Genomic DNA, 17,026 nt, shown 5'->3' with positions numbered 1-17,026 from the left:
GCGGAAGATGCCGTGCAGGAGGCGCTGATCGCCGCGGCGGCGCAGTGGCCGGTGGACGGCGTTCCGCGGAATGCGCGCGGCTGGCTGTACCACGTCGCGCTCCGGCGCCTGACCGACCACCTGCGCGGGGAGATGGCGCGCCGCCGCCGCGAGGACGCCGTCGCCACCCGGGTGTGGGCCGACTGGGCCTTCGTCCCGCCGCCGGAGGTGGAGGTGGGCGTAGACGGCGACGACACGCTCGTGCTGCTGTTCATGTGCTGCCACCCCGCGCTTACGCCCGCCTCGGCTATCGCCCTGACCCTCCGCGCCGTGGGCGGACTGACCACGGCGCAGGTCGCCGCCGCGTTCCTGGTTCCCGAGGCCACCATGGCGCAGCGGATCAGCCGGGCCAAGGCGAGCATCAAGGCGTCCGGGGTGCCCTTCGAGATGCCCTCCGCCGCCGAGCGCGCGGAGCGGCTGAAGTCCGTGCTGCACGTGCTCTACCTGCTGTTCAGCGAGGGATACACCAGCAGCACCGGCCCGCACCTTCACCGGCCCGACCTGTCGGACGAGGCCATCCGCCTGGCCCGCACCCTCCACGCCCTGCTGCCGAACGACGCCGAGGTGGCGGGGCTCCTTGCGCTGATGCTGCTGACCGACGCCCGCCGCGCGGCGCGCACGGGACCCCACGGCGAGCTGATCCCGCTGGACGAGCAGGACCGCGCGCTGTGGGATCGAGGGATGATCGTGGAGGGCGTCGCGCTCATCTCGGATGCGCTCTCGCGCGGAGCCGTGGGGCCGTACCAGCTGCAGGCCGCCATCGCGGCGGTCCACGACGAGGCCGCGCGCGCGGAAGACACCGACTGGCCCCAGATCCTGGCCCTGTACGGCGTGCTGGAGCGGATGTCCGACAACCCGGTGGTGACGCTGAACCGCGTGATCGCCGCCGCGATGGTGAGGGGGCCGGAAGCGGGGCTGGATCTGTTGAAGGGGCTGGACGACGATCCGCGGATGCGCGGGCACTACCGCCTGGACGCCGTCCGCGCGCACCTGTACGAGCGGGCCGGCGACGCCGCGCGCGCCATCGCCCACTACCGTGCGGCAGCGGAGCGGACGGCCAGCCTCCCCGAACGCGACTACCTGACGCTCAGGGCCGCCCGCCTCTCCGCGGCAAGGACGACGAGCGAGCCGGAGGCCTGAACGAAAACGCCGCCCCGGGCACGAGAGCCCGGGGCGGCGTTCCTTTCTCACGGCGAGCCGGCGATCAGGGGTCGATCGACGACTCGACCGCGGCCTCGATGGCGTCCGGAAGCGCGGCGAGCAGGTCGTAGCCGGTGATGGCCTCGATCTGGTCGACGGTCACCTTGTACGCCGTCCACGGCTGGCTGTTGGCCGTGAAGGTGTTGGGCATGTCTACCGCGATCACCCGCACGCTGCTGGCCGAAGTCACGTCCGCCAGCCCCTGTCCGTAGGGCATGATCACCATGACCTTCCAGGTGGTGGTGGGGATCTGCACGCGGTTCGCGTTGCCGCACGTGGTCGTGAGGTACTGCGGCGACGCGGGCCAGGTGCCGCCGGCCACGTTGTAGATCTCCTTCTGGTGGAAGCGCGCCAGCTCGTTCCCGTACTCCTCCAGGTCGCCCCACGGGCCGGTGTTCAGCTCGTTGGTCTGCGGAAGGATGTTGGTCATCAGGAACGTGGTGTCGTTCTCCGCCCGCGTCTGCGTGCGCTGCTCGCTCTGCACCATGTGGCCGCGCGTGTAGCCGCTGCCCGTGTAGTCGCAGGTGGTCACCTGGTACGCGCCGTACGAAACCAGCAGCGGGTCGGTGTAGAACGTGGGCGCGCGCGGGATCTTGCCGAACTGCGTGCGGTTGAGGTTCCAGCTCACCCAATTGGGCCCGCCGCGGCTGGCGTTGTACGACAGGTTGTAGTGCGTCCGCCGGTCGCTCAGGATCACGATGTTGTTGTTGTCGTTCGGCAGGCCCGTGACGGGCACCCCGAACTCCACGTGGTTCCGGTAGATGGACGCCGGCGAGTACTTGAAGATCGAGTACAGCGTGGTGTCGGCGACGCCGTTGGAGGCGGTCGCGGTGATGTGCACCTGCCCCGTGTCCACGTGCGTCACCAGGCCGGTCTGGTCGATCGTGGCGATGGCCGGGTTGTCCGTGGCCCACGTGATGGTGGTGGACGCCGTCTGCCCCAGCGAGTCTTCGGGGAACGCCGAGAAGCGGCGGAACTGGTTCAGGGTGTCGATGACCGCGAACCCCGGGGAGATGCGCACCAGCACCACCGGGCCGGGTGCCACCAGCACGCCGTTGGGCGCGCCGGGGGTGCCGCGGTCGAAGTCGCCGTTCCCGTCACCGATGCCGTACTTGGTGTAGCCCGTGTTCCACGCGGCGCTGCTCATGTGCGTGTTGTCGGCCTTCACATCCAGCAGCTCGCGCGTGCGGCCCGTGGGCGGCGCCGTCGTGGTTCCGACGGGCGCCCATCCGACCGAGTCCATCGTAAAGAACGTCCCCGGCGCCACGCTGGGCCGCCGCATGGCCACGTAGTCGGGGGCCGTGGCGCTGGTGCTGTTGCTGAGCTGGATGGCGGTGCCGCCCCACTCGGCGATGGCCGTGACGCCGCCGTTGCGCGCGGTGTTGGACCGCGCGGCGATCACCCCGTAGGCCCGCGACGCCAGGGTAACCCCCGACGCGATGGTCACCTGCTCCGTCGACGAGCCCGATCGCGACACGATGCGGTATCCGCTCAGGTCCACCGTCGCCAGCCCCGGGTTGTACACCTCGATGTACTCGCCCACCGAGTCGTCGACGGCGCTGGGGTTGGCCATGATCTCGGTGATGACCAGCGTGGGGGTGACCTCGGTCTGCACGTAGACGGAGAAGGTGAACGTGTTCACCCCCGCGCCCACGTTCCACTCCCAGCGCTTGACGCTCGAAACGGCGTTCGTCCGCAGCGCCTGCGACCACTGGTAGTACGGGGCCGGGCTCGAGAGGAAGGTCTCGGTGCCGTCGGGGTTGCGCACCGTGACGGTGCCCGGGTCCGACGTGGTGGGGCCGCTCGCGTAGAACACCCGGATGCCGTTCGGGTGCACGGTGGCGCTGTCCAGCGAGCCGATGATCTGCGGCAGAAGGTTCTGCAGCGTCACGTCGGCGCCCATGATGCGCGTGCCCGCGTCGAACGTCACGTTGGTGGATGTGAGCTTCACGTACTGGTTCTGCCCGCCGTACGTCACCGCGCCGCGCACGCCGGCCGGCGTCGCCGGGGTGCTGCAGGACACGGAGCCGCTTTGCACGCTGGCCACGCAGGTCAGCTGCATGCTCACCGGGCCCGCCGGGGGCACCGGCGTGGGCTCCGTTCTCGTGGGCGTGACGATGCTGTCTGTGCAGCCGATGACGAGAAGTGCGCCCGCGATGATGGAAAACGCGGAGCGCCACGGCCGGCGAGCGGCCACGGAAGGCAGAGTGCGCAGCACCAGGTAGCCCAGGATACGGGTATGCGGGGGAGGGACCCGCTGTGGCGGATGATGTACTACACTACCGCATTCCGGGCGTTTCGACAAGGCCCCGCAGGTCTTGCAGCCACAGGCACTTGCCCGGAAACAAACAATCCCCGCCCCGGCGCGCGGCCGGGGCGGGGAATGGTCGAGCGTGTGCAGCCGCGTGCTAGAACACGCTGCTGCCGGGCGAGTTGACGTCGCCGCCACCGTTGATGGCGGCGCCGGTCGCCAGCGTCAGGTTGGTCAGCCGCGGGAGCGTGTCCACGCGGGGGGCCACCCAGGCCTTGCGGCCGGCGGCGGGCTTCTCGGCGGGCGAAGAGTTCTTGGTCGACATCGGCTTCAGCCTCAGGGGTCGAGTGCACCGGCATGCGCCGGTGCACGGAACGTTGCTGTCGTGGGCCGCGGGGCGGCCCGGGAACGCTGACGAACGTAGATGCGCGGCGCGGGCCCGGGCGAGACGATCGCCCCGGCCCCGGCGGGCATCAGGGCGTGTACGTGGAGTTCTGCGCCTTGGGCGTGCCGCGCGTGAGCCCCGACGGACCGTACGTGGCCCCCGGCAGGGCATCGGCCCAGAAGGAGCCGTCCACGTTCGAGTTGTCGAGCACGGGGTTGAGGAGCTCGCGCGAGACGCCGTCCTTAGCCGATTTGGTTCCGTCGGCGTACTGGATTCGATCCACCGTGAAGAGGGCCAGCGTGTCGCCCGGGGTGAGCGAGCGCGAGAGCTTGATCGCGTCGATCGTGTTGGCCAGCATCAGTGCGGTGTTCGGGTACGCGTAGTCGACGGGCACCCCGCCATTGGTCGACGTGTTCGCGTTGTTGCCCAACACGACGTACGCGCCCGGCTCGACCAGCAGCGACGAGGCGATCACGTGGTATTTCTGCTTGCCGCTGCTGCCGGAGGAGGAGTCGGAAATCGTCATGCCCTGCATCTGCACCGGGAACCGCCCGGCGTTGTAGACCTCGAACCACTCTCCGTTGGCATCCGTAATGCCCGTGGCTCCCGGCGGCAAAGCGCCGCTCCTGGGGTTCGCCAGCACTTCGTTGATCACCAGCAGCGGCTGCAGCACGGCGGCGACGTACACCTTGAAGGTGAAGGTCTGCACGCCGGCCGTGTACGCCAGCTGCCAGGTCTTGGACGCCGAAACCTCGTCCTGCGAGAGGACCTCGCTGTAGCGGAAGTACGGCTGGTTGGGGGCCGTGAACTCCTTGCTGCCGTCCTCGTTGGCCACCGTCACGGTGCCGGTTCCCGCAGTGACGGTCGGCCCCCGGTGGAAGAACACCGAGATCCCGGCGGTGTCGAGAGCCAGGCCGTCGGGCGTGCCCATGGCCTCGGGCAACAGGTTCTGCACCGTCACATTGAACGAGAAGATGCCGCCCACCGCCGTGACGTCGGACGAAGTGAGGCGGACGTTGTCGTTCTGCCCCCCGATGATCGCGAAGTTGCCCCCGGTCGGAAGCGGGCTGGCGCACGACACGCTCCCCGAGGCCACGTTCGCGGTGCACTCGAACACCTGCAGCGCCGGAAACTTCTCGGCCGCCAGGCTGGGCCCGGTGGGCTGCCCGTCGCCGCACGCGGCGGCCACCAGCAGCATCGCAAGCGGAATCCGCGCCTGCGACATGATACGGACAGTGCTGTTCAAGCTGCCTCGTGGGGACTACAGAGGAGGAGGGCGGCCGGCACGGCCACGGTCGGAGGAGCTTTCCAAGCTAACGGATTCATCCCGGTAAACAAGGGTTGTAGCGATTGGCGAGCCGAGAACGTGCCCTTGCGGTCAACGAACGTCTTGGCGCGTGCACCGGGCACCTGTACGTTGCGCATCCGCTGGGCACCCTCCCACCTCATCCACAGGGACACATCGATGCACGGCGAACCGCGGGGGACCCACGCCTGGCTGCAGCGCCTGGTGGGCGAATGGACCTACGAGATGGAAGCCGCCGGGGCACCGGGCGAGCCGCCGGTGAAGCTGGGCGGGCGCGAGAGCGTTCGCCTGCTGGGCGGCACGTGGGCCCTGTGCGAGGGCGACATGTCCGGGGACGGAACGGCAGACACGCTGATGACGCTGGGCTACGACGCCGCCACGCAGCGCTTCAAGGGCACCTTCGTGGGATCGATGATGACGCACATCTGGATCTACGACGGCGAGCTCGACGCCTCGGGCAACCGGCTGACGCTGGACACCGAGGGGCCCAGCTGGGAAGACGGGAACACGATGACGAAGTACAGGGACGCCATCGAGTTCGTGGCCCCCGGCCACCGGGTGCTCACCTCCGACGTGCTGGGGAGCGACGGCCGGTGGACGCGGTTCATGACCTCGCATTACCGCCGCGCCGGCTGAGCGTCCGCGTGGCTACCGCTCGAAGACGAGCGTGACCTCGTCCTTGTAGATGGCGTTTGCGCACCGGCGGAATCCGCACTTCTGGGCCACGTGGATGGAAGGGGCGTTGTCGGGATGGATGATGGCCACGATGCGCCCGGGCGCCCCGTCCGCGGCGCGCGGCAGGTTCTCCTCCGCCCAGGCGAGCCCGGCGCGCACGGCCTCCGTCGCGTAGCCGCGCCCGTGCGCCCGCGGGTCCAGCACCCATCCCATCTCCGGGATGCCGTCCAGCGGAGGCACGATGTCGCGGCGGAAGTCGCCGAATCCCACCTCTCCCAGGTACCGCCCCGTCGCGCGCTCCCGCACCACCCAGTACCCCAGCCCCAGCGTGGCCCACAGGCCGGCATAGCGCAGCAGCCGCGCCCACACCTCCTCGCGCGTGGACGGCCGGCCGCTGATGTAGCGCGCCACCTCGGGCGACGACCACATGGCCAGAGAGTCCGCAAAGTCCGCCAGCGCGGGGCGGCGAAGCGTCAGGCGCTCGGTGTCGATGGATTCGTTCGGCATGCGGTGAACTCTATCCGCGCCCGGCCCGCGACGCCACTCGCTTGCGCAAGGTCCCGGCGTCGTTAGCTTGGCGGACGGCCCTCCCGTCCCACCGATCCCCCGGATTTCCCATGATGCAGCGCCTTCTCCGCGGCACCTTCACCCTGCTGGCCGTCGCCGCCACGGCGGTATCCGCGCAGGGCCAGCAGCTTCCCGGGCGCTGGTCCGCGGAACGGGCGATGGCGTGGGAGCGCGAGACGGGATGGCTGGTGGGCGCCAACTACGCGCCGCAGACGGCCATCAACCAGCTCGACATGTGGCAGGCGGAGTCGTGGGACCCGCGGACCATCGACCGTGAGCTGAGCTGGGCGAAGGGCCTGGGGATGAACACCATGCGCGTGTTCCTCCACGACCTGGCCTACAAGCAGGACCCGCAGGGCTTCCTGAACCGCGTCGACGAGTTCCTGGCCATCGCGGACCGGCACGGGATCCGGCCCATGCTGGTGCTGTTCGACGCCGTGTGGGACCCGTTTCCGCGCCCGGGCCCGCAGCGGCAGCCGGTGCCGGGGCTCCACAATTCCGGCTGGCTGCAGTCGCCGGGGGTGGAGATCTTGCGCGACAGCATGCGGCACGGCGAGCTGGAGCCGTACGTGAAGGGGGTCGTCGGCCGGTTCGCCAACGACCGGCGGATCGTGGCGTGGGACCTGTTCAACGAGCCCGACAACCGCAACGGCGGCTCGTACGGCGCCTTCGAGCCGGTGAACAAGGGTGCGATGGCGCTCGCGCTGCTGCGGCGCACCTTCCAGTGGGCGCGGGAGATGAACCCCACGCAGCCGCTGACCGCCGGGCCGTGGAAGGGCGACTACGTGGACCCCAGCCAGACGCTGCCCATCACCACGTTCATGCTGGAGAACTCGGACGTCATCACCTTCCACAGCTACGACGACCTTCCGAACCTGCAGCGGCAGGTGGCGGCGCTCCAGAAGTACGGGCGCCCGGTGCTGTGCACGGAGTACATGGCGCGCCCGCGCGGCAGCACGTTCGAGAGCATTCTGCCGTACTTCAAGCAGCAGGCGGTGGATGCCATCAACTGGGGCTTCGTCAGCGGCGAGTCGCAGACCATCTACCCGTGGGACTCGTGGCAGCGCGCCTACCCGTCGGAGCCGCCCGTCTGGTTCCACGACATCTTCCGCCCCGACGGCACCCCGTACCGCCAGGATGAAGTGCAGCTGATCCGTTCGCTCACCGGCGCGCGACACGATAGTTGAGCACGCTTGAAATCGTCTGTTCTTCGCCTCTTCGCCTAACGTGCTTCGACCCAGTCCGTCGCCGCTTGGTACGCCTGCCGCAGATCGTCGCCAAACTCCAGAATCGCGTTCGCAGTCATCCGGCTCATCGGCGGGGCGTTCTCGTGATCGCCGGTCGCAGCCATCTGCAACGACGCGAACGCGATCGTCTCGAACGCGCCGAAGCGGTCCAACAGCATCTCCAGTAGCCTCATCGGTGACGTGTGCTTTCCACCTTCCCCATTGGTCCTCATCAGCCCCTCCGTCTGTTCAGAATACTTATAGTCATCAGATACTTATAATCCGTGGACGGATCGTCGGCAAGCCTCCCATCATCTACTCGTGAAGGTCCACGCCGATTCAAACAGCCCGCCACGTGACCGCACTATCCCGATCCGACATCCTGAAGCGTTTTGGCGAGAACCTGCGCGAAGCTCGTCAGCGGACGGGGCTTTCGCAGGAGAAGCTTGCGGCCAAGGCCGGGATCGACCGCACGTACGTGGGCGGCGCTGAGCGCGGCGAGCGGAACGTTGCCTTGGTGAACATCGTCAGGCTCGCAGAGGCGCTGGAAATCGCACCGGCTGACCTGCTGGGAGGCTTGGACGCGGGCGGCTGATGGTGACAGACGGAGCGAGTGCTCGGATTGGTGAGCGCGTCGTCTCCCTGGACGCGCTTCGCGAAGCTGCCCGCGCGTATGCGGAAGTGACCTCGCAGCGGCAGGCCGCGCGCGAGATCGGCCTGTCCGGCACCGGTTTCCGCGCATTCCTGAACGGTTCCGAGCCGCACGTGGGCACCCTCCGCAAGCTCAACGAGTGGTACGTCCAGAGGCAGGCGAGTGACGACGGCGAGGTGAGCAGCGAGGCCGCTGCAGCCGCGCTCTCGTTGCTGGTGGCGCACCTCCCGCCCGGCGAACGCAACGACGCCGTGCAACATCTGCTGGGCGCTGTCGAAACGCTCGGTGGTCGGAGGGCACATCTACCACGCTGGATCGCTCGTCTTCGCGAGTAACGCGGCAGCCTTCATATCCACCGATGGTCGAAGCCCACGGTCGCACCCCCCGCCTGTAACCCATACGCACGAGAAACATCGATGATGGAGCTGTGGCGCATCGGAGGGGTCGGGCTCGTCGTTGCGCTGGCCAGTTGCGCCCCCGCGGCCGTTGCGCCGGCGCCCATGGCGAGCGAGCAGCCTCCTACCGGTTTTCCGGCTGCATGCCGGCCCGGCGAAGTAGAAGTGATGCTGCTGGGGACGTATCACTTCGAGGGCTCACCGAGTGACGGGGTCGATACCCCGGCCACCGACATCCTGGGCCCACACAGGCAGGCGGAGCTCGACGAACTGGTGACGCGGCTGGCTGGCTGGGGCCCCGAGCAGATCGCGGTCGAGTGGCCGTTCGGCTTCGCGGACTCCACCACCGCGCGATACCAGCGGTACCTGGCCCAGGGCACCACGCGCAACCACAACGAGGTCGACCAGATCGCGTTTCGCCTTGCCCGCAGGCTGGGGCACGCGACGGTGCATCCGATCGATCACCAGATGCCCATCGGCAACGACTCCATCGAGGCGCTCTACGTTCGGCGTCCCGAGTTCAAGGCGCACAGCGACAGCCTCATGGCGGTGCTTAGTAAGCGCGCGGACTCCACCTCGGCGTGGCAGCGCGAAACGAGCGTGATCGAGCACCTGCGGGCGGCGAACTCCGACGAAGGGCTGCAGGGCGGCAACTCGTTCGCCATGTTCGGCAGCATGCTGGCGGCGGGCGAGGGCCGCAACCGCGGCGGACCGCAGCTGCTTGCCCGCTGGTACGAGCGCAACATCATCATGGCTCACAACCTTACCCGCGTGCTGCGTCCCGGAACGCGGCGCGTGCTGGTGGCGGTCGGGTCGGGGCACGTGCCGGCCCTGCGCAACATCCTCCACGAATCGCCCGACTTCTGCCCGGTGAGCCCGCTTCCCTTCCTTCGCTGACATGGCGTGCAGGGAGGGACCCGTGCGGTCAGGGCCGCGATGATCGGTGTCGCGCCGGATGCGCCGGACGACGTGAGCGCCGACACGTGCGACAACTGCGCGACGGCGCTGCTCGGCGCGTTCTGCCACGCCTGCGGGCAGGCGGCGGAGCCGGCGGCCACGTCGGTGCGGGCGTTCGCCAGTCAAGCCGCCGCGGACCTCACCAGCCTGGACTCCCGCCTTCTCCGAACTCTGGGCACGCTGCTGGGGCGGCCGGGACGGCTGACCCGCGAGTACCTGGATGGGCGGCGCGTGCGGTACACGCAGCCGCTGCAGCTGTACCTGGGAGCGGCGGCGGCGTTCTTCTTCGTCAACGCGTATCGGCCGTTCCTGACGTTCGATCCGCGGGAGGGGCGCGTGGTCAGCTCGCTGAACGCCATCGGGGTCAGCGGAACCGTCAGCAGGGAATCGCTCGCGCCGCTCGCCGGGCGCGGCATCTCGATGGAGCTGTTCCGCGAGCGGTTCGAGGCGACGGTGACGGGCTACCTCCCCGCGTTCCTGGTGGCGTCGGTGCTGCTGTTCGGGCTGGTGCTTCACCTGTTCCATCGCCGCGCGCCGGCCGGGTACGTGGGCCACGTCGTGTTTTCGCTGCACTGGAGCGCGTTCTTCCTGCTCCTGATGATCGTCGACCGGCTGCTGCCCGCCCGCCCCCCGGGCGAGCTCCCCGGCCTGATGGACGCGGTGATCGCACTCATCGCGTCCGTTTACCTGGGCTTCGCTCTCCATCGCGTGTACTGGGGTGGATGGCTGCCGGCCGTGCTCAAGACGGTGTGCCTCTACCTCGTGTACCAGGTGCTGCTCAGCATCTGGATGCTCTCCGCCATCGCGCTCGCCTTTACGGTGCTCCTCTGAACACGGACGGCAGGATGGGAACCACGCGCCTGGAGGCGTTCAGCGACGGAGTGCTGGCCATCATCATCACCATCATGGTCCTGGAGTTGAAGGTGCCGCACGGCGCGGAGCTGCCGGCGCTGCGCCCGCTGCTGCCCGTGGTGCTGAGCTACGTGCTGAGCTTCGTGTACATCGGCATCTACTGGAACAACCACCACCACATGCTTCACGTCACGCAGCGGGTGAACGGCAAGGTGCTGTGGGCCAACCTTCACCTGCTGTTCTGGCTGTCGCTGGTGCCGTTCGTCACCGGATGGATGGGAGAGAACGACTTCGCCGCGGCCCCCACGGCCTTGTACGGCGTGGTCCTGCTGATGGCGGCGGTGGCGTACTGGGTGCTGGAGCGGGCGATCGTGGCGCAGGAAGGCCGCGAGTCGCTGCTGGCCAGGGCGCTCGGGCGCGACGTAAAGGGCAAACTGTCCCTGGTGATTTACGCGGCGGCGATTCCGCTGGCGTTCGTGCACCCGGAGCTGTCGAACGCGCTGTACGCGGCGGTCGCGCTGATGTGGCTGATCCCCGACACGCGCATCGAACGGACGCTGCAGGCCGAGCACGCCCGCGCCGCGGCCTCCACACAGGCGGGAGACTGACATGGCACAGCCCATCTACGACACCATCGGCGTCGGCTACTCCGCCTACCGCCGCCCCGACCCCCGCATCGCCGCGCAGATCGCCGACGCGCTGGGCTCCGCGTCCACCATCCTGAACGTCGGTGCGGGAGCGGGATCGTACGAGCCGGCGGACCGGAGGGTGGCCGCGGTGGAGCCCTCGGCCGAGATGGTGCGCCAGCGGCACTCCGGCGCGGGGCCGGCCGTGCGGGCCTACGCCGACCACCTGCCCTTTCGCGACGCCTCGTTCGATGCCGCCCTCGCGGTGCTGACCATCCACCACTGGCCTGACTGGCGGGCCGGGCTGCGGGAGATGCGGCGGGTGGCCCGCGACCGCGTCGCCATCCTCACGTGGGATCCCGAGCATCCCGGGTTCTGGCTGGTGCAGGACTACTTTCCCGAAATCGTGGAGATGGACCTGCTCACCATGCCCACGATCGCGCAGATGGAGAGCGTCCTGGGCCCGGTGGAAGCGCGCCCCGTCCCCGTTCCGGCGGACTGCACGGACGGCTTTCTGGGCGGCTACTGGCGCCGGCCGGAGCGCTACCTGGACGACGGCGCGCGTGGCGCCATCTCGGCGTTCGCCAAGCTCCGCGACCCGCGGCCCGGCCTGGATCGGCTGCGGGCCGACCTCGCGGACGGCACGTGGACCGTGCGCCACGGCCACCTCCTCGCCCGCACCGAGCTCGACATCGGCTATCGCCTGATCGTTGCCTCGGGCGGGTCCGATCACGCATACTGAAGCCTGCACGACCCATCCTCTTCACCCCTTCCCGCCTTCTTTCCATGATCGACCCTCTGAAGCTTTCCCTGGCCCTCCTTCCGCTGCTCGCCGCCGCTCCCGCCGCGGCGCAGACCCCGGCGCAGAGCCCGCCGCCGCCGGTGATCGAGCAGGTGCGCGCCCTTGGGCTGGACTCGCTCGCGGCTCCTCTCCCGGTGTTCCACCGGCCCGCGGACCACGCCCGGGCGATGGAGGCGCAGGCGCTCCTGCGCGAGGCCGCCCGGTTCTTCGCCGATTCGCTGGGCCTGGAAACGCGCGTGCACGTGGCCGTTCTGCCGAAGGCGGACTGGGAGCGCGTTTCGCGGGTGCCGTACGGTGTGCCCTACATCGCGGGTGGCGTGGTATTCCTTCCCGCCACCTTCGACGGGGCAATCTCCGAGGATTTCCGCAAGCTGGAGCCCGGTGCATCGCAAGCGGTGCGGGCGCGGGTGGCCGCAACCGGGGTGAGCTTCGACGAGAACGCCGCGCGGATGACGGACCTCATCGGACTGCACGAGCTGGGGCACAGCTACGCCGGGCAGATGGGCATCCGAACGCACGCGCGCTGGTTCAGCGAGTTCCTGGCATCGTACTTCGCGTACGCCTTCCTGGAGCGGGCGGCGCCGCGGCTGGCGCCGTCGTGGAACGCCATGCTGCAGGCCAAGCTGGAGTCGCCCACGCCGGCGCACACCACGCTGGACGACTTCGAGCGGCTGTACATTCGCGTGGGCCCGGAAAACTACAACTGGTACCAGGCCGTCTTCGCCCGCCAGGTGGCGCAGGTGTTCCGCGAGCGCGGGCTGGGCTTCATCCGCGCGGTCCAGCAGCAGTTCCCGAGAACGGAGGGCGACCCCATGCCCGCCACGGCCGTCATGGAACGCCTGGAGCAGCTGCATCCCGGGTTCCAGGCCTGGGGCGTGAACATCGTCCCGCGCTGACCGCGCTCGCCTGCATCCCTCAACCCACCGGGGCCCCATGCGTGCGAAATCCTTCCTTGTCGGACTGGCCACCCTCCTCGCCGCGGTCCTTTCCCCCGCGCCGCCGGCCGCCGCCCAGCACGCGGGCCACGGGGCCGAGGCGCGCGCGGCGGACGGGTCGGCGGGCGGGCTGGGTGCCATCCACTTCGCCACCCGCGCCGCGCCCGCCGCCCAGGCGGAGTTCACCCGGGGCGTGCTGCTGCTCCACAACTTCCACTATCCCGAGGCCATCGCGGCGTTCAAGCGGGCGCGCCAGCTGGACCCGGGCGACGCCATGAGCGCGGCGTTCGAGGCGTTCGCGCACACGCACCCCGTGTGGAACCAGCAGGACACCGCCCAAGCCCGGGCGGCCCTGCGGTCGCTGGCCCCCACGCCCGAGGCACGCGCCCGCATGGCGCGAACCCCCCGCGAACGGGCGTGGCTGGATGCCGTGGAGACGCTGTACGCGGGCGACCTGCCCAAGGCCGTGCGCGACACCGCCTTCCATCGCGCGCTGGCCCGCCTGCACGCGGACGACCCGGCGGATCCCGAGGCGGCGTCGTTCTACGCGCTGTCCCTGCTGGGGCTGAACCAGGGTGAGCGCGAGCCGCGGGCCTACGCCATGGCCGAGGCCGTCGCCGACACCATCCTGCGCGCGCATCCCCGCCATCCCGGCGCGCTCCACTACCTGATCCACGCCGTCGACGACCCGGCCAGCGCCACCCGGGGCATCGACGCGGCCCGCGTGTACGGCGAAACAGTCCCCGCGGCGGGGCACGCGCAGCACATGACCTCGCACATCTTCATCGCCCTGGGCCGCTGGGACGACGTGGTGGCGGCCAACCTGCGCGCGCACCGCGCGCAGGCGCCCGAGCAGTACGCCCTTGGCCACGGCACGCACTGGCTGGCGTACGGGCTGCTGCAGCAGGGCAAGGTGCGCGAGGCGCGCGGGTGGCTGGATTCCATGCTCATCTATCAGACGGCGCTGGCGGATGGAACGCGCCGGGCGGCACGCGGCCGCGCCGACGCCGACGCCCACGCCGTGCTGATGACGGCCGCCCACGTGATGAACACCGACGCGTGGGACTCGCCGCTGGCCCGCATGCGGTTCGATACCACGCACCTGCGTGCCGTCGGCGTGCGCACGCTCGCCGACTTCCTCGTGGGATACGCCGCAGCCCGGCGCGCCGCGCGCGCGGCGGACGCAACGCCGGGCAGCCGCGACGCCGACCGCCTGCTGGCGGATTCGATGCTCGCGCGGATCGGCGAGCGCATTGCCCAGGCGCAGGCCGGCGGCGCGCGGGCGGTGCCCTTGGGCGAGGCGCGGGCGATGGAGCAGATGCTGCGCGCCGAGCGGTTCGGGTGGGCCAACCAGCCGGACTCGGCGGTGGCCCTGCTCCGCGCCGCGGCGGCGCAGCTGGAGGCGCTTCCGTTCGCGTTCGGCCCGCCGGGAACGGCCATGCCTCCGCGCGAGCGTGCGGCGGAGCTCCTGCTGGCCACCGGCCGCCCGGCCGAGGCGCTGGCGGAACTGGAGGCGCTGGAGCGCACGGCGCCCGGACGGCCGCGCGCACGCCTGCACCGTGCCCGCGCGCTCCTGGCGCTGAACCGGCGCGACGAGGCGGTGCAGGAGTACCGTGAGCTCGCCGCTGTGTGGAGCGGGGCGGACGTCGGCTTCCCCGGCCTCGAGGAGGCGCGCTTGGGCGCCGCCGTGCGTTGACACCATCGGCGTGGCGGACGCGCGACGTCCGAAGCATCTTTGCCCGTCGTGCGCAGCGTCACCCTGTCCAGTGCAACCCATCATGAACCGCATCGCCCGGCTGTCGCTGATCGCCGCGCTGTTCCTCGCCCCGCCACTCCGCGCGCAGGCCGACCGCTTCCCGCCCGAGCGGACGAACGCGGCGCTCACGGCCCGGCTCGACAGCCTGGTGCGCGGCTTTCGCGGCGACGTAGGCATCTACGTGCGCCACCTGCCCACGGGCGCCACCGTGGCCATCGACGCCGACACGGTGTTCCCCACGGCCAGCATGATCAAGGTGCCCATCCTGCTGACGCTGTACGACCAGGTGCAGCAGGGCCGGCTGAGCCTGGACGCGCGCGTGCCCTATCCCGATACGCTCACCTACCGCTACACGGAAGCGACGGACGTGGTGGGCTACATGGCGGCGGGCGACACGCTGCCGCTGCGCGAGCTGGCGTTCCTGATGCTCACCATCAGCGACAACCACGCGAGTTTGTGGATCCAGGCGCTGGTGGGGGGCGGCGCGGCGGTGAACGAGTGGCTGGATGGGCACGGGTTCCGGCAGACGCGCGTGAACTCGCGCACCCCGGGGCGCGAGCAGGCGCGTTCCGTCTACGGGTGGGGGCAGACGACGCCGCGCGAGATCGCCCAGGCGCTGGTGATGATCCGGGAGGGGCGTGCGGTGAACCCACGCGCATCGGCGGAGATGTACCGCATGCTCACGAAGAGCTACTGGGACCAGGAAGCGCTCTCGCAGATTCCGCCGACCATCCAGGCCGCCTCCAAGCAGGGCTTCGTGGACCGCTCGCGCAGCGAGGTGCTGCTGGTGAACGCGCCCACGGGCGACTACGTGCTGGCCGTCATCACCAAGAACCAGGCGGATACCGGCTACGAGCCCGGCAACGAGGGCTCGCGCCTGCTCCAGGCCGTCTCCCGCGCGGTCTACGAGCACTTCAACCCGGAAGACGCCTGGCGCCCGTCGCGATGACAGATCAATCGCGCCCGATCGTGAGCGCAGCCGAGCCCGTCGTCCTCAGCTGGAGCGGCGGCAAGGACAGCGCGCTCGCCCTGGCGCGCCTCCTCGATGACCCGCGGTTCGACGTCGTGGGCCTGCTCACGACGGTGACCGCCGGCTACGACCGGGTGAGCATCCACGGCGTCCGGCGCGCGCTGCTGCATGCGCAGGCGGAGTCGATCGGCGCTCCATTGCACGAGGTGACGCTGCAGCCGGAGAGCAGCAACGAAGCGTACGATGCGGCGCTGGCGGAGGCGCTGGAGCGGCTGCGGGAGCGGCATCCGGAGGTCCGGCGGATCGCGTTCGGCGACATCTTCCTGGAGGATGTGCGGCAGTACCGCGAGCAGCGAATCGCCGCATCGGGCTACGGCGCCGTCTTTCCGCTGTGGGGCGAGGCGACGGACGTGCTTGCGCGGGAGGTGATCCGCCGCGGGATCGCGGCCCGGCTGGTCTGCGTAGACACGGATGCGCTATCCGCCGAGTTCGCGGGACGCCGCTACGACGCATCTCTGCTGGGGGACCTGCCGGAAGGCATCGACGCCTGCGGCGAAAACGGCGAGTTCCACACCTTCGTCTCGGCGGGACCCGGCTTCCGCGAGCCCATCCCATACGAGGTGGGTGAAGTGGTGATGCGCGGCGAGCGCTTCGCTTTTTGCGACTTGGTACCGGCCCGCCCGGCGCTGGCCGGCTGAGGCAACCACCAGCGGGAGAGAGAGTGCTGATGGACTTCGCGATATCACCATCGCCGTTCCTGTGGCTGTTCCCGGCGCTGTTGTTCGGGATACCGCTCGTCCTGTGGATCGGCTTCGCAAGCACCCTTGCCAGGAGAGACGCCGTGGACCGGCCCAACCGCATCGCCCAGTGGTACGGCTACTCGGTATGCCTGGTCACCGTGGTGACGCTGCTGTTTTCCACCGTGGCCATCGTGAACAACGCCTTCAGGCTTGCGAATCCGCTGCAGTCGGGGGAACCCTGGGGCCCTTCCCTCTCGTCATTCGCGGCGTACAAGGCCACGTACAACAACTCGCCGTACCTGGACCCGACCGAGCGAGAGGCCGCCCGCAAGGCGCCGCTCTCCGAGGCCGAACTGCGCCAGCGCTACGAGGCGCTCCGGGCGGAACGCATCGGCCGCAATCGGCACGAGGCCGGCCGTGGCCTGGTGACGAGCGTCCTGCTGTCGCTCTTTGCGGCCGGGCTGTTCCTGATGCACTGGCGGTGGCTGAAGGGGATGGCCGACGTGCCTCCGGGCTGAAGCGGGAGAACGGTGATAGCATACAGCGGTGCGTCGCGCACGGTGTGTGGCGGATCCCTCGGTCGCTGCGAAGCTTGGTGAATCGGCAGGTTCTACGTGGCCGCTCCGTCGGGATGACACCCGCGCTTCGGCAGGCGGGGTGTGCGCGAGCATCGACACTCACGCACTCACGCA

General features: G+C 69.9%; 19 protein-coding genes. 14 read left to right on the top strand and 5 right to left on the bottom strand.

Annotation, left to right across the window (positions count from 1 at the left end; translation table 11 throughout):
- A partial coding sequence (locus VIB55_RS05355; protein WP_331875637.1) for an RNA polymerase sigma factor occupies positions 1-1,179 on the top strand: 1,179 nt, incomplete at its 5' end.
- 64 nt (positions 1,180-1,243) lie between these two features.
- Here the strand turns inward: VIB55_RS05355 and VIB55_RS05350 are convergent.
- The 3 genes from VIB55_RS05350 to VIB55_RS05340 all read right to left on the bottom strand — a co-directional run bounded on the left by VIB55_RS05350 (position 1,244) and on the right by VIB55_RS05340 (position 5,121).
- Positions 1,244-3,457: a DNA/RNA non-specific endonuclease gene (locus VIB55_RS05350; protein ID WP_331875636.1), complete on the bottom strand. Its 2,214-nt coding sequence runs from the start codon at positions 3,455-3,457 to the stop codon at positions 1,244-1,246.
- Positions 3,458-3,647: 190 nt separating this feature from the next.
- Complete coding sequence (locus tag VIB55_RS05345; protein ID WP_331875635.1) at positions 3,648-3,815, bottom strand: hypothetical protein; 168 nt, start codon at positions 3,813-3,815, stop codon at positions 3,648-3,650.
- 148 nt (positions 3,816-3,963) lie between these two features.
- Positions 3,964-5,121, bottom strand: coding sequence for a lamin tail domain-containing protein (locus VIB55_RS05340; protein WP_331875634.1), 1,158 nt, complete (start codon positions 5,119-5,121; stop codon positions 3,964-3,966).
- 219 nt (positions 5,122-5,340) lie between these two features.
- Here VIB55_RS05340 and VIB55_RS05335 point away from each other — a divergent pair, with 219 nt between their 5' ends.
- A complete protein-coding gene (locus tag VIB55_RS05335) occupies positions 5,341-5,817 on the top strand; it encodes a DUF1579 domain-containing protein (RefSeq protein ID WP_331875633.1) in 477 nt (158 codons plus the stop codon).
- 12 nt (positions 5,818-5,829) lie between these two features.
- Here VIB55_RS05335 and VIB55_RS05330 read toward each other — a convergent pair whose 3' ends face one another.
- Complete coding sequence (locus VIB55_RS05330) at positions 5,830-6,363, bottom strand: GNAT family N-acetyltransferase (protein WP_331875631.1); 534 nt, start codon at positions 6,361-6,363, stop codon at positions 5,830-5,832.
- 110 nt (positions 6,364-6,473) lie between these two features.
- On the opposite strand from VIB55_RS05330, the gene VIB55_RS05325 reads away from it, so the two are divergent.
- The gene (locus VIB55_RS05325) at positions 6,474-7,610 is read left to right on the top strand and encodes a cellulase family glycosylhydrolase (protein WP_331875630.1); all 1,137 of its coding nucleotides are present in this window, start codon (positions 6,474-6,476) and stop codon (positions 7,608-7,610) included.
- A 35-nt stretch (positions 7,611-7,645) separates the two neighbouring features.
- Here VIB55_RS05325 and VIB55_RS05320 read toward each other — a convergent pair whose 3' ends face one another.
- Positions 7,646-7,882, bottom strand: a complete 237-nt coding sequence (locus VIB55_RS05320; RefSeq protein ID WP_331875629.1) for a hypothetical protein — start codon at positions 7,880-7,882, stop codon at positions 7,646-7,648.
- Positions 7,883-8,004: 122 nt separating this feature from the next.
- Between VIB55_RS05320 and VIB55_RS05315 the strand changes: the two genes are divergently transcribed.
- From VIB55_RS05315 to VIB55_RS05265, 11 genes are all read left to right on the top strand, one after another.
- Positions 8,005-8,244, top strand: coding sequence for a helix-turn-helix transcriptional regulator (locus VIB55_RS05315; protein ID WP_331875628.1), 240 nt, complete (start codon positions 8,005-8,007; stop codon positions 8,242-8,244).
- Entirely contained in the window at positions 8,244-8,636 is a 393-nt protein-coding gene (locus VIB55_RS05310) for a hypothetical protein (RefSeq protein ID WP_331875627.1), read from the top strand. The genes VIB55_RS05315 and VIB55_RS05310 overlap by 1 nt, the downstream gene beginning before the upstream one ends.
- Positions 8,637-8,864: 228 nt before the next feature.
- On the top strand, positions 8,865-9,593 hold the full coding sequence (locus VIB55_RS05305) for a DUF5694 domain-containing protein (RefSeq protein ID WP_331875626.1): 729 nt from the start codon (positions 8,865-8,867) through the stop codon (positions 9,591-9,593).
- A gap of 39 nt (positions 9,594-9,632) precedes the next feature.
- Positions 9,633-10,484, top strand: coding sequence for a DUF3667 domain-containing protein (locus tag VIB55_RS05300; RefSeq protein ID WP_331875625.1), 852 nt, complete (start codon positions 9,633-9,635; stop codon positions 10,482-10,484).
- Between the two features lie 14 nt (positions 10,485-10,498).
- On the top strand, positions 10,499-11,113 hold the full coding sequence (locus VIB55_RS05295; protein WP_331875624.1) for a TMEM175 family protein: 615 nt from the start codon (positions 10,499-10,501) through the stop codon (positions 11,111-11,113).
- Between the two features lies 1 nt (position 11,114).
- Positions 11,115-11,873, top strand: a complete 759-nt coding sequence (locus VIB55_RS05290; RefSeq protein ID WP_331875623.1) for a class I SAM-dependent methyltransferase — start codon at positions 11,115-11,117, stop codon at positions 11,871-11,873.
- A 44-nt stretch (positions 11,874-11,917) separates the two neighbouring features.
- Positions 11,918-12,829, top strand: coding sequence for a hypothetical protein (locus tag VIB55_RS05285; protein WP_331875622.1), 912 nt, complete (start codon positions 11,918-11,920; stop codon positions 12,827-12,829).
- A 37-nt stretch (positions 12,830-12,866) separates the two neighbouring features.
- Positions 12,867-14,564, top strand: coding sequence for a tetratricopeptide repeat protein (locus VIB55_RS05280; protein ID WP_331875621.1), 1,698 nt, complete (start codon positions 12,867-12,869; stop codon positions 14,562-14,564).
- An 82-nt stretch (positions 14,565-14,646) separates the two neighbouring features.
- Positions 14,647-15,573, top strand: a complete 927-nt coding sequence (locus tag VIB55_RS05275; protein WP_331875620.1) for a serine hydrolase — start codon at positions 14,647-14,649, stop codon at positions 15,571-15,573.
- A 20-nt stretch (positions 15,574-15,593) separates the two neighbouring features.
- Positions 15,594-16,292, top strand: coding sequence for a hypothetical protein (locus VIB55_RS05270; RefSeq protein WP_331875619.1), 699 nt, complete (start codon positions 15,594-15,596; stop codon positions 16,290-16,292).
- Positions 16,293-16,315: 23 nt separating this feature from the next.
- A complete protein-coding gene (locus VIB55_RS05265) occupies positions 16,316-16,852 on the top strand; it encodes a hypothetical protein (RefSeq protein ID WP_331875618.1) in 537 nt (178 codons plus the stop codon).
- The last annotated feature ends 174 nt before the right edge of the window (positions 16,853-17,026 follow it).

It is taken from the genome of Longimicrobium sp. (assembly GCF_036554565.1).
Classification (GTDB): Bacteria; Gemmatimonadota; Gemmatimonadetes; order Longimicrobiales; family Longimicrobiaceae; genus Longimicrobium.
Note: the sequence above shows the minus strand (reverse complement) of the source record. Positions and strands in the feature narration are given on the sequence as shown.

Bases quoted from the DNA above. Each gene is read 5' to 3' on its own strand.
- VIB55_RS05330 (WP_331875631.1), bottom strand. From the start codon at position 6,363: ATGCCGAACGAATCCATCGACACCGAGCGCCTGACGCTTCGCCGCCCC.
- VIB55_RS05320 (WP_331875629.1), bottom strand. From the start codon at position 7,882: ATGAGGACCAATGGGGAAGGTGGAAAGCACACGTCACCGATGAGGCTA.
- VIB55_RS05305 (WP_331875626.1), top strand. From the start codon at position 8,865: ATGCTGCTGGGGACGTATCACTTCGAGGGCTCACCGAGTGACGGGGTC.
- VIB55_RS05295 (WP_331875624.1), top strand. From the start codon at position 10,499: ATGGGAACCACGCGCCTGGAGGCGTTCAGCGACGGAGTGCTGGCCATC.
- VIB55_RS05275 (WP_331875620.1), top strand. From the start codon at position 14,647: ATGAACCGCATCGCCCGGCTGTCGCTGATCGCCGCGCTGTTCCTCGCC.
- VIB55_RS05310 (WP_331875627.1), top strand. From the start codon at position 8,244: ATGGTGACAGACGGAGCGAGTGCTCGGATTGGTGAGCGCGTCGTCTCC.
- VIB55_RS05290 (WP_331875623.1), top strand. From the start codon at position 11,115: ATGGCACAGCCCATCTACGACACCATCGGCGTCGGCTACTCCGCCTAC.
- VIB55_RS05285 (WP_331875622.1), top strand. From the start codon at position 11,918: ATGATCGACCCTCTGAAGCTTTCCCTGGCCCTCCTTCCGCTGCTCGCC.
- VIB55_RS05335 (WP_331875633.1), top strand. From the start codon at position 5,341: ATGCACGGCGAACCGCGGGGGACCCACGCCTGGCTGCAGCGCCTGGTG.
- VIB55_RS05280 (WP_331875621.1), top strand. From the start codon at position 12,867: ATGCGTGCGAAATCCTTCCTTGTCGGACTGGCCACCCTCCTCGCCGCG.
- VIB55_RS05345 (WP_331875635.1), bottom strand. From the start codon at position 3,815: ATGTCGACCAAGAACTCTTCGCCCGCCGAGAAGCCCGCCGCCGGCCGC.
- VIB55_RS05300 (WP_331875625.1), top strand. From the start codon at position 9,633: ATGATCGGTGTCGCGCCGGATGCGCCGGACGACGTGAGCGCCGACACG.
- VIB55_RS05325 (WP_331875630.1), top strand. From the start codon at position 6,474: ATGATGCAGCGCCTTCTCCGCGGCACCTTCACCCTGCTGGCCGTCGCC.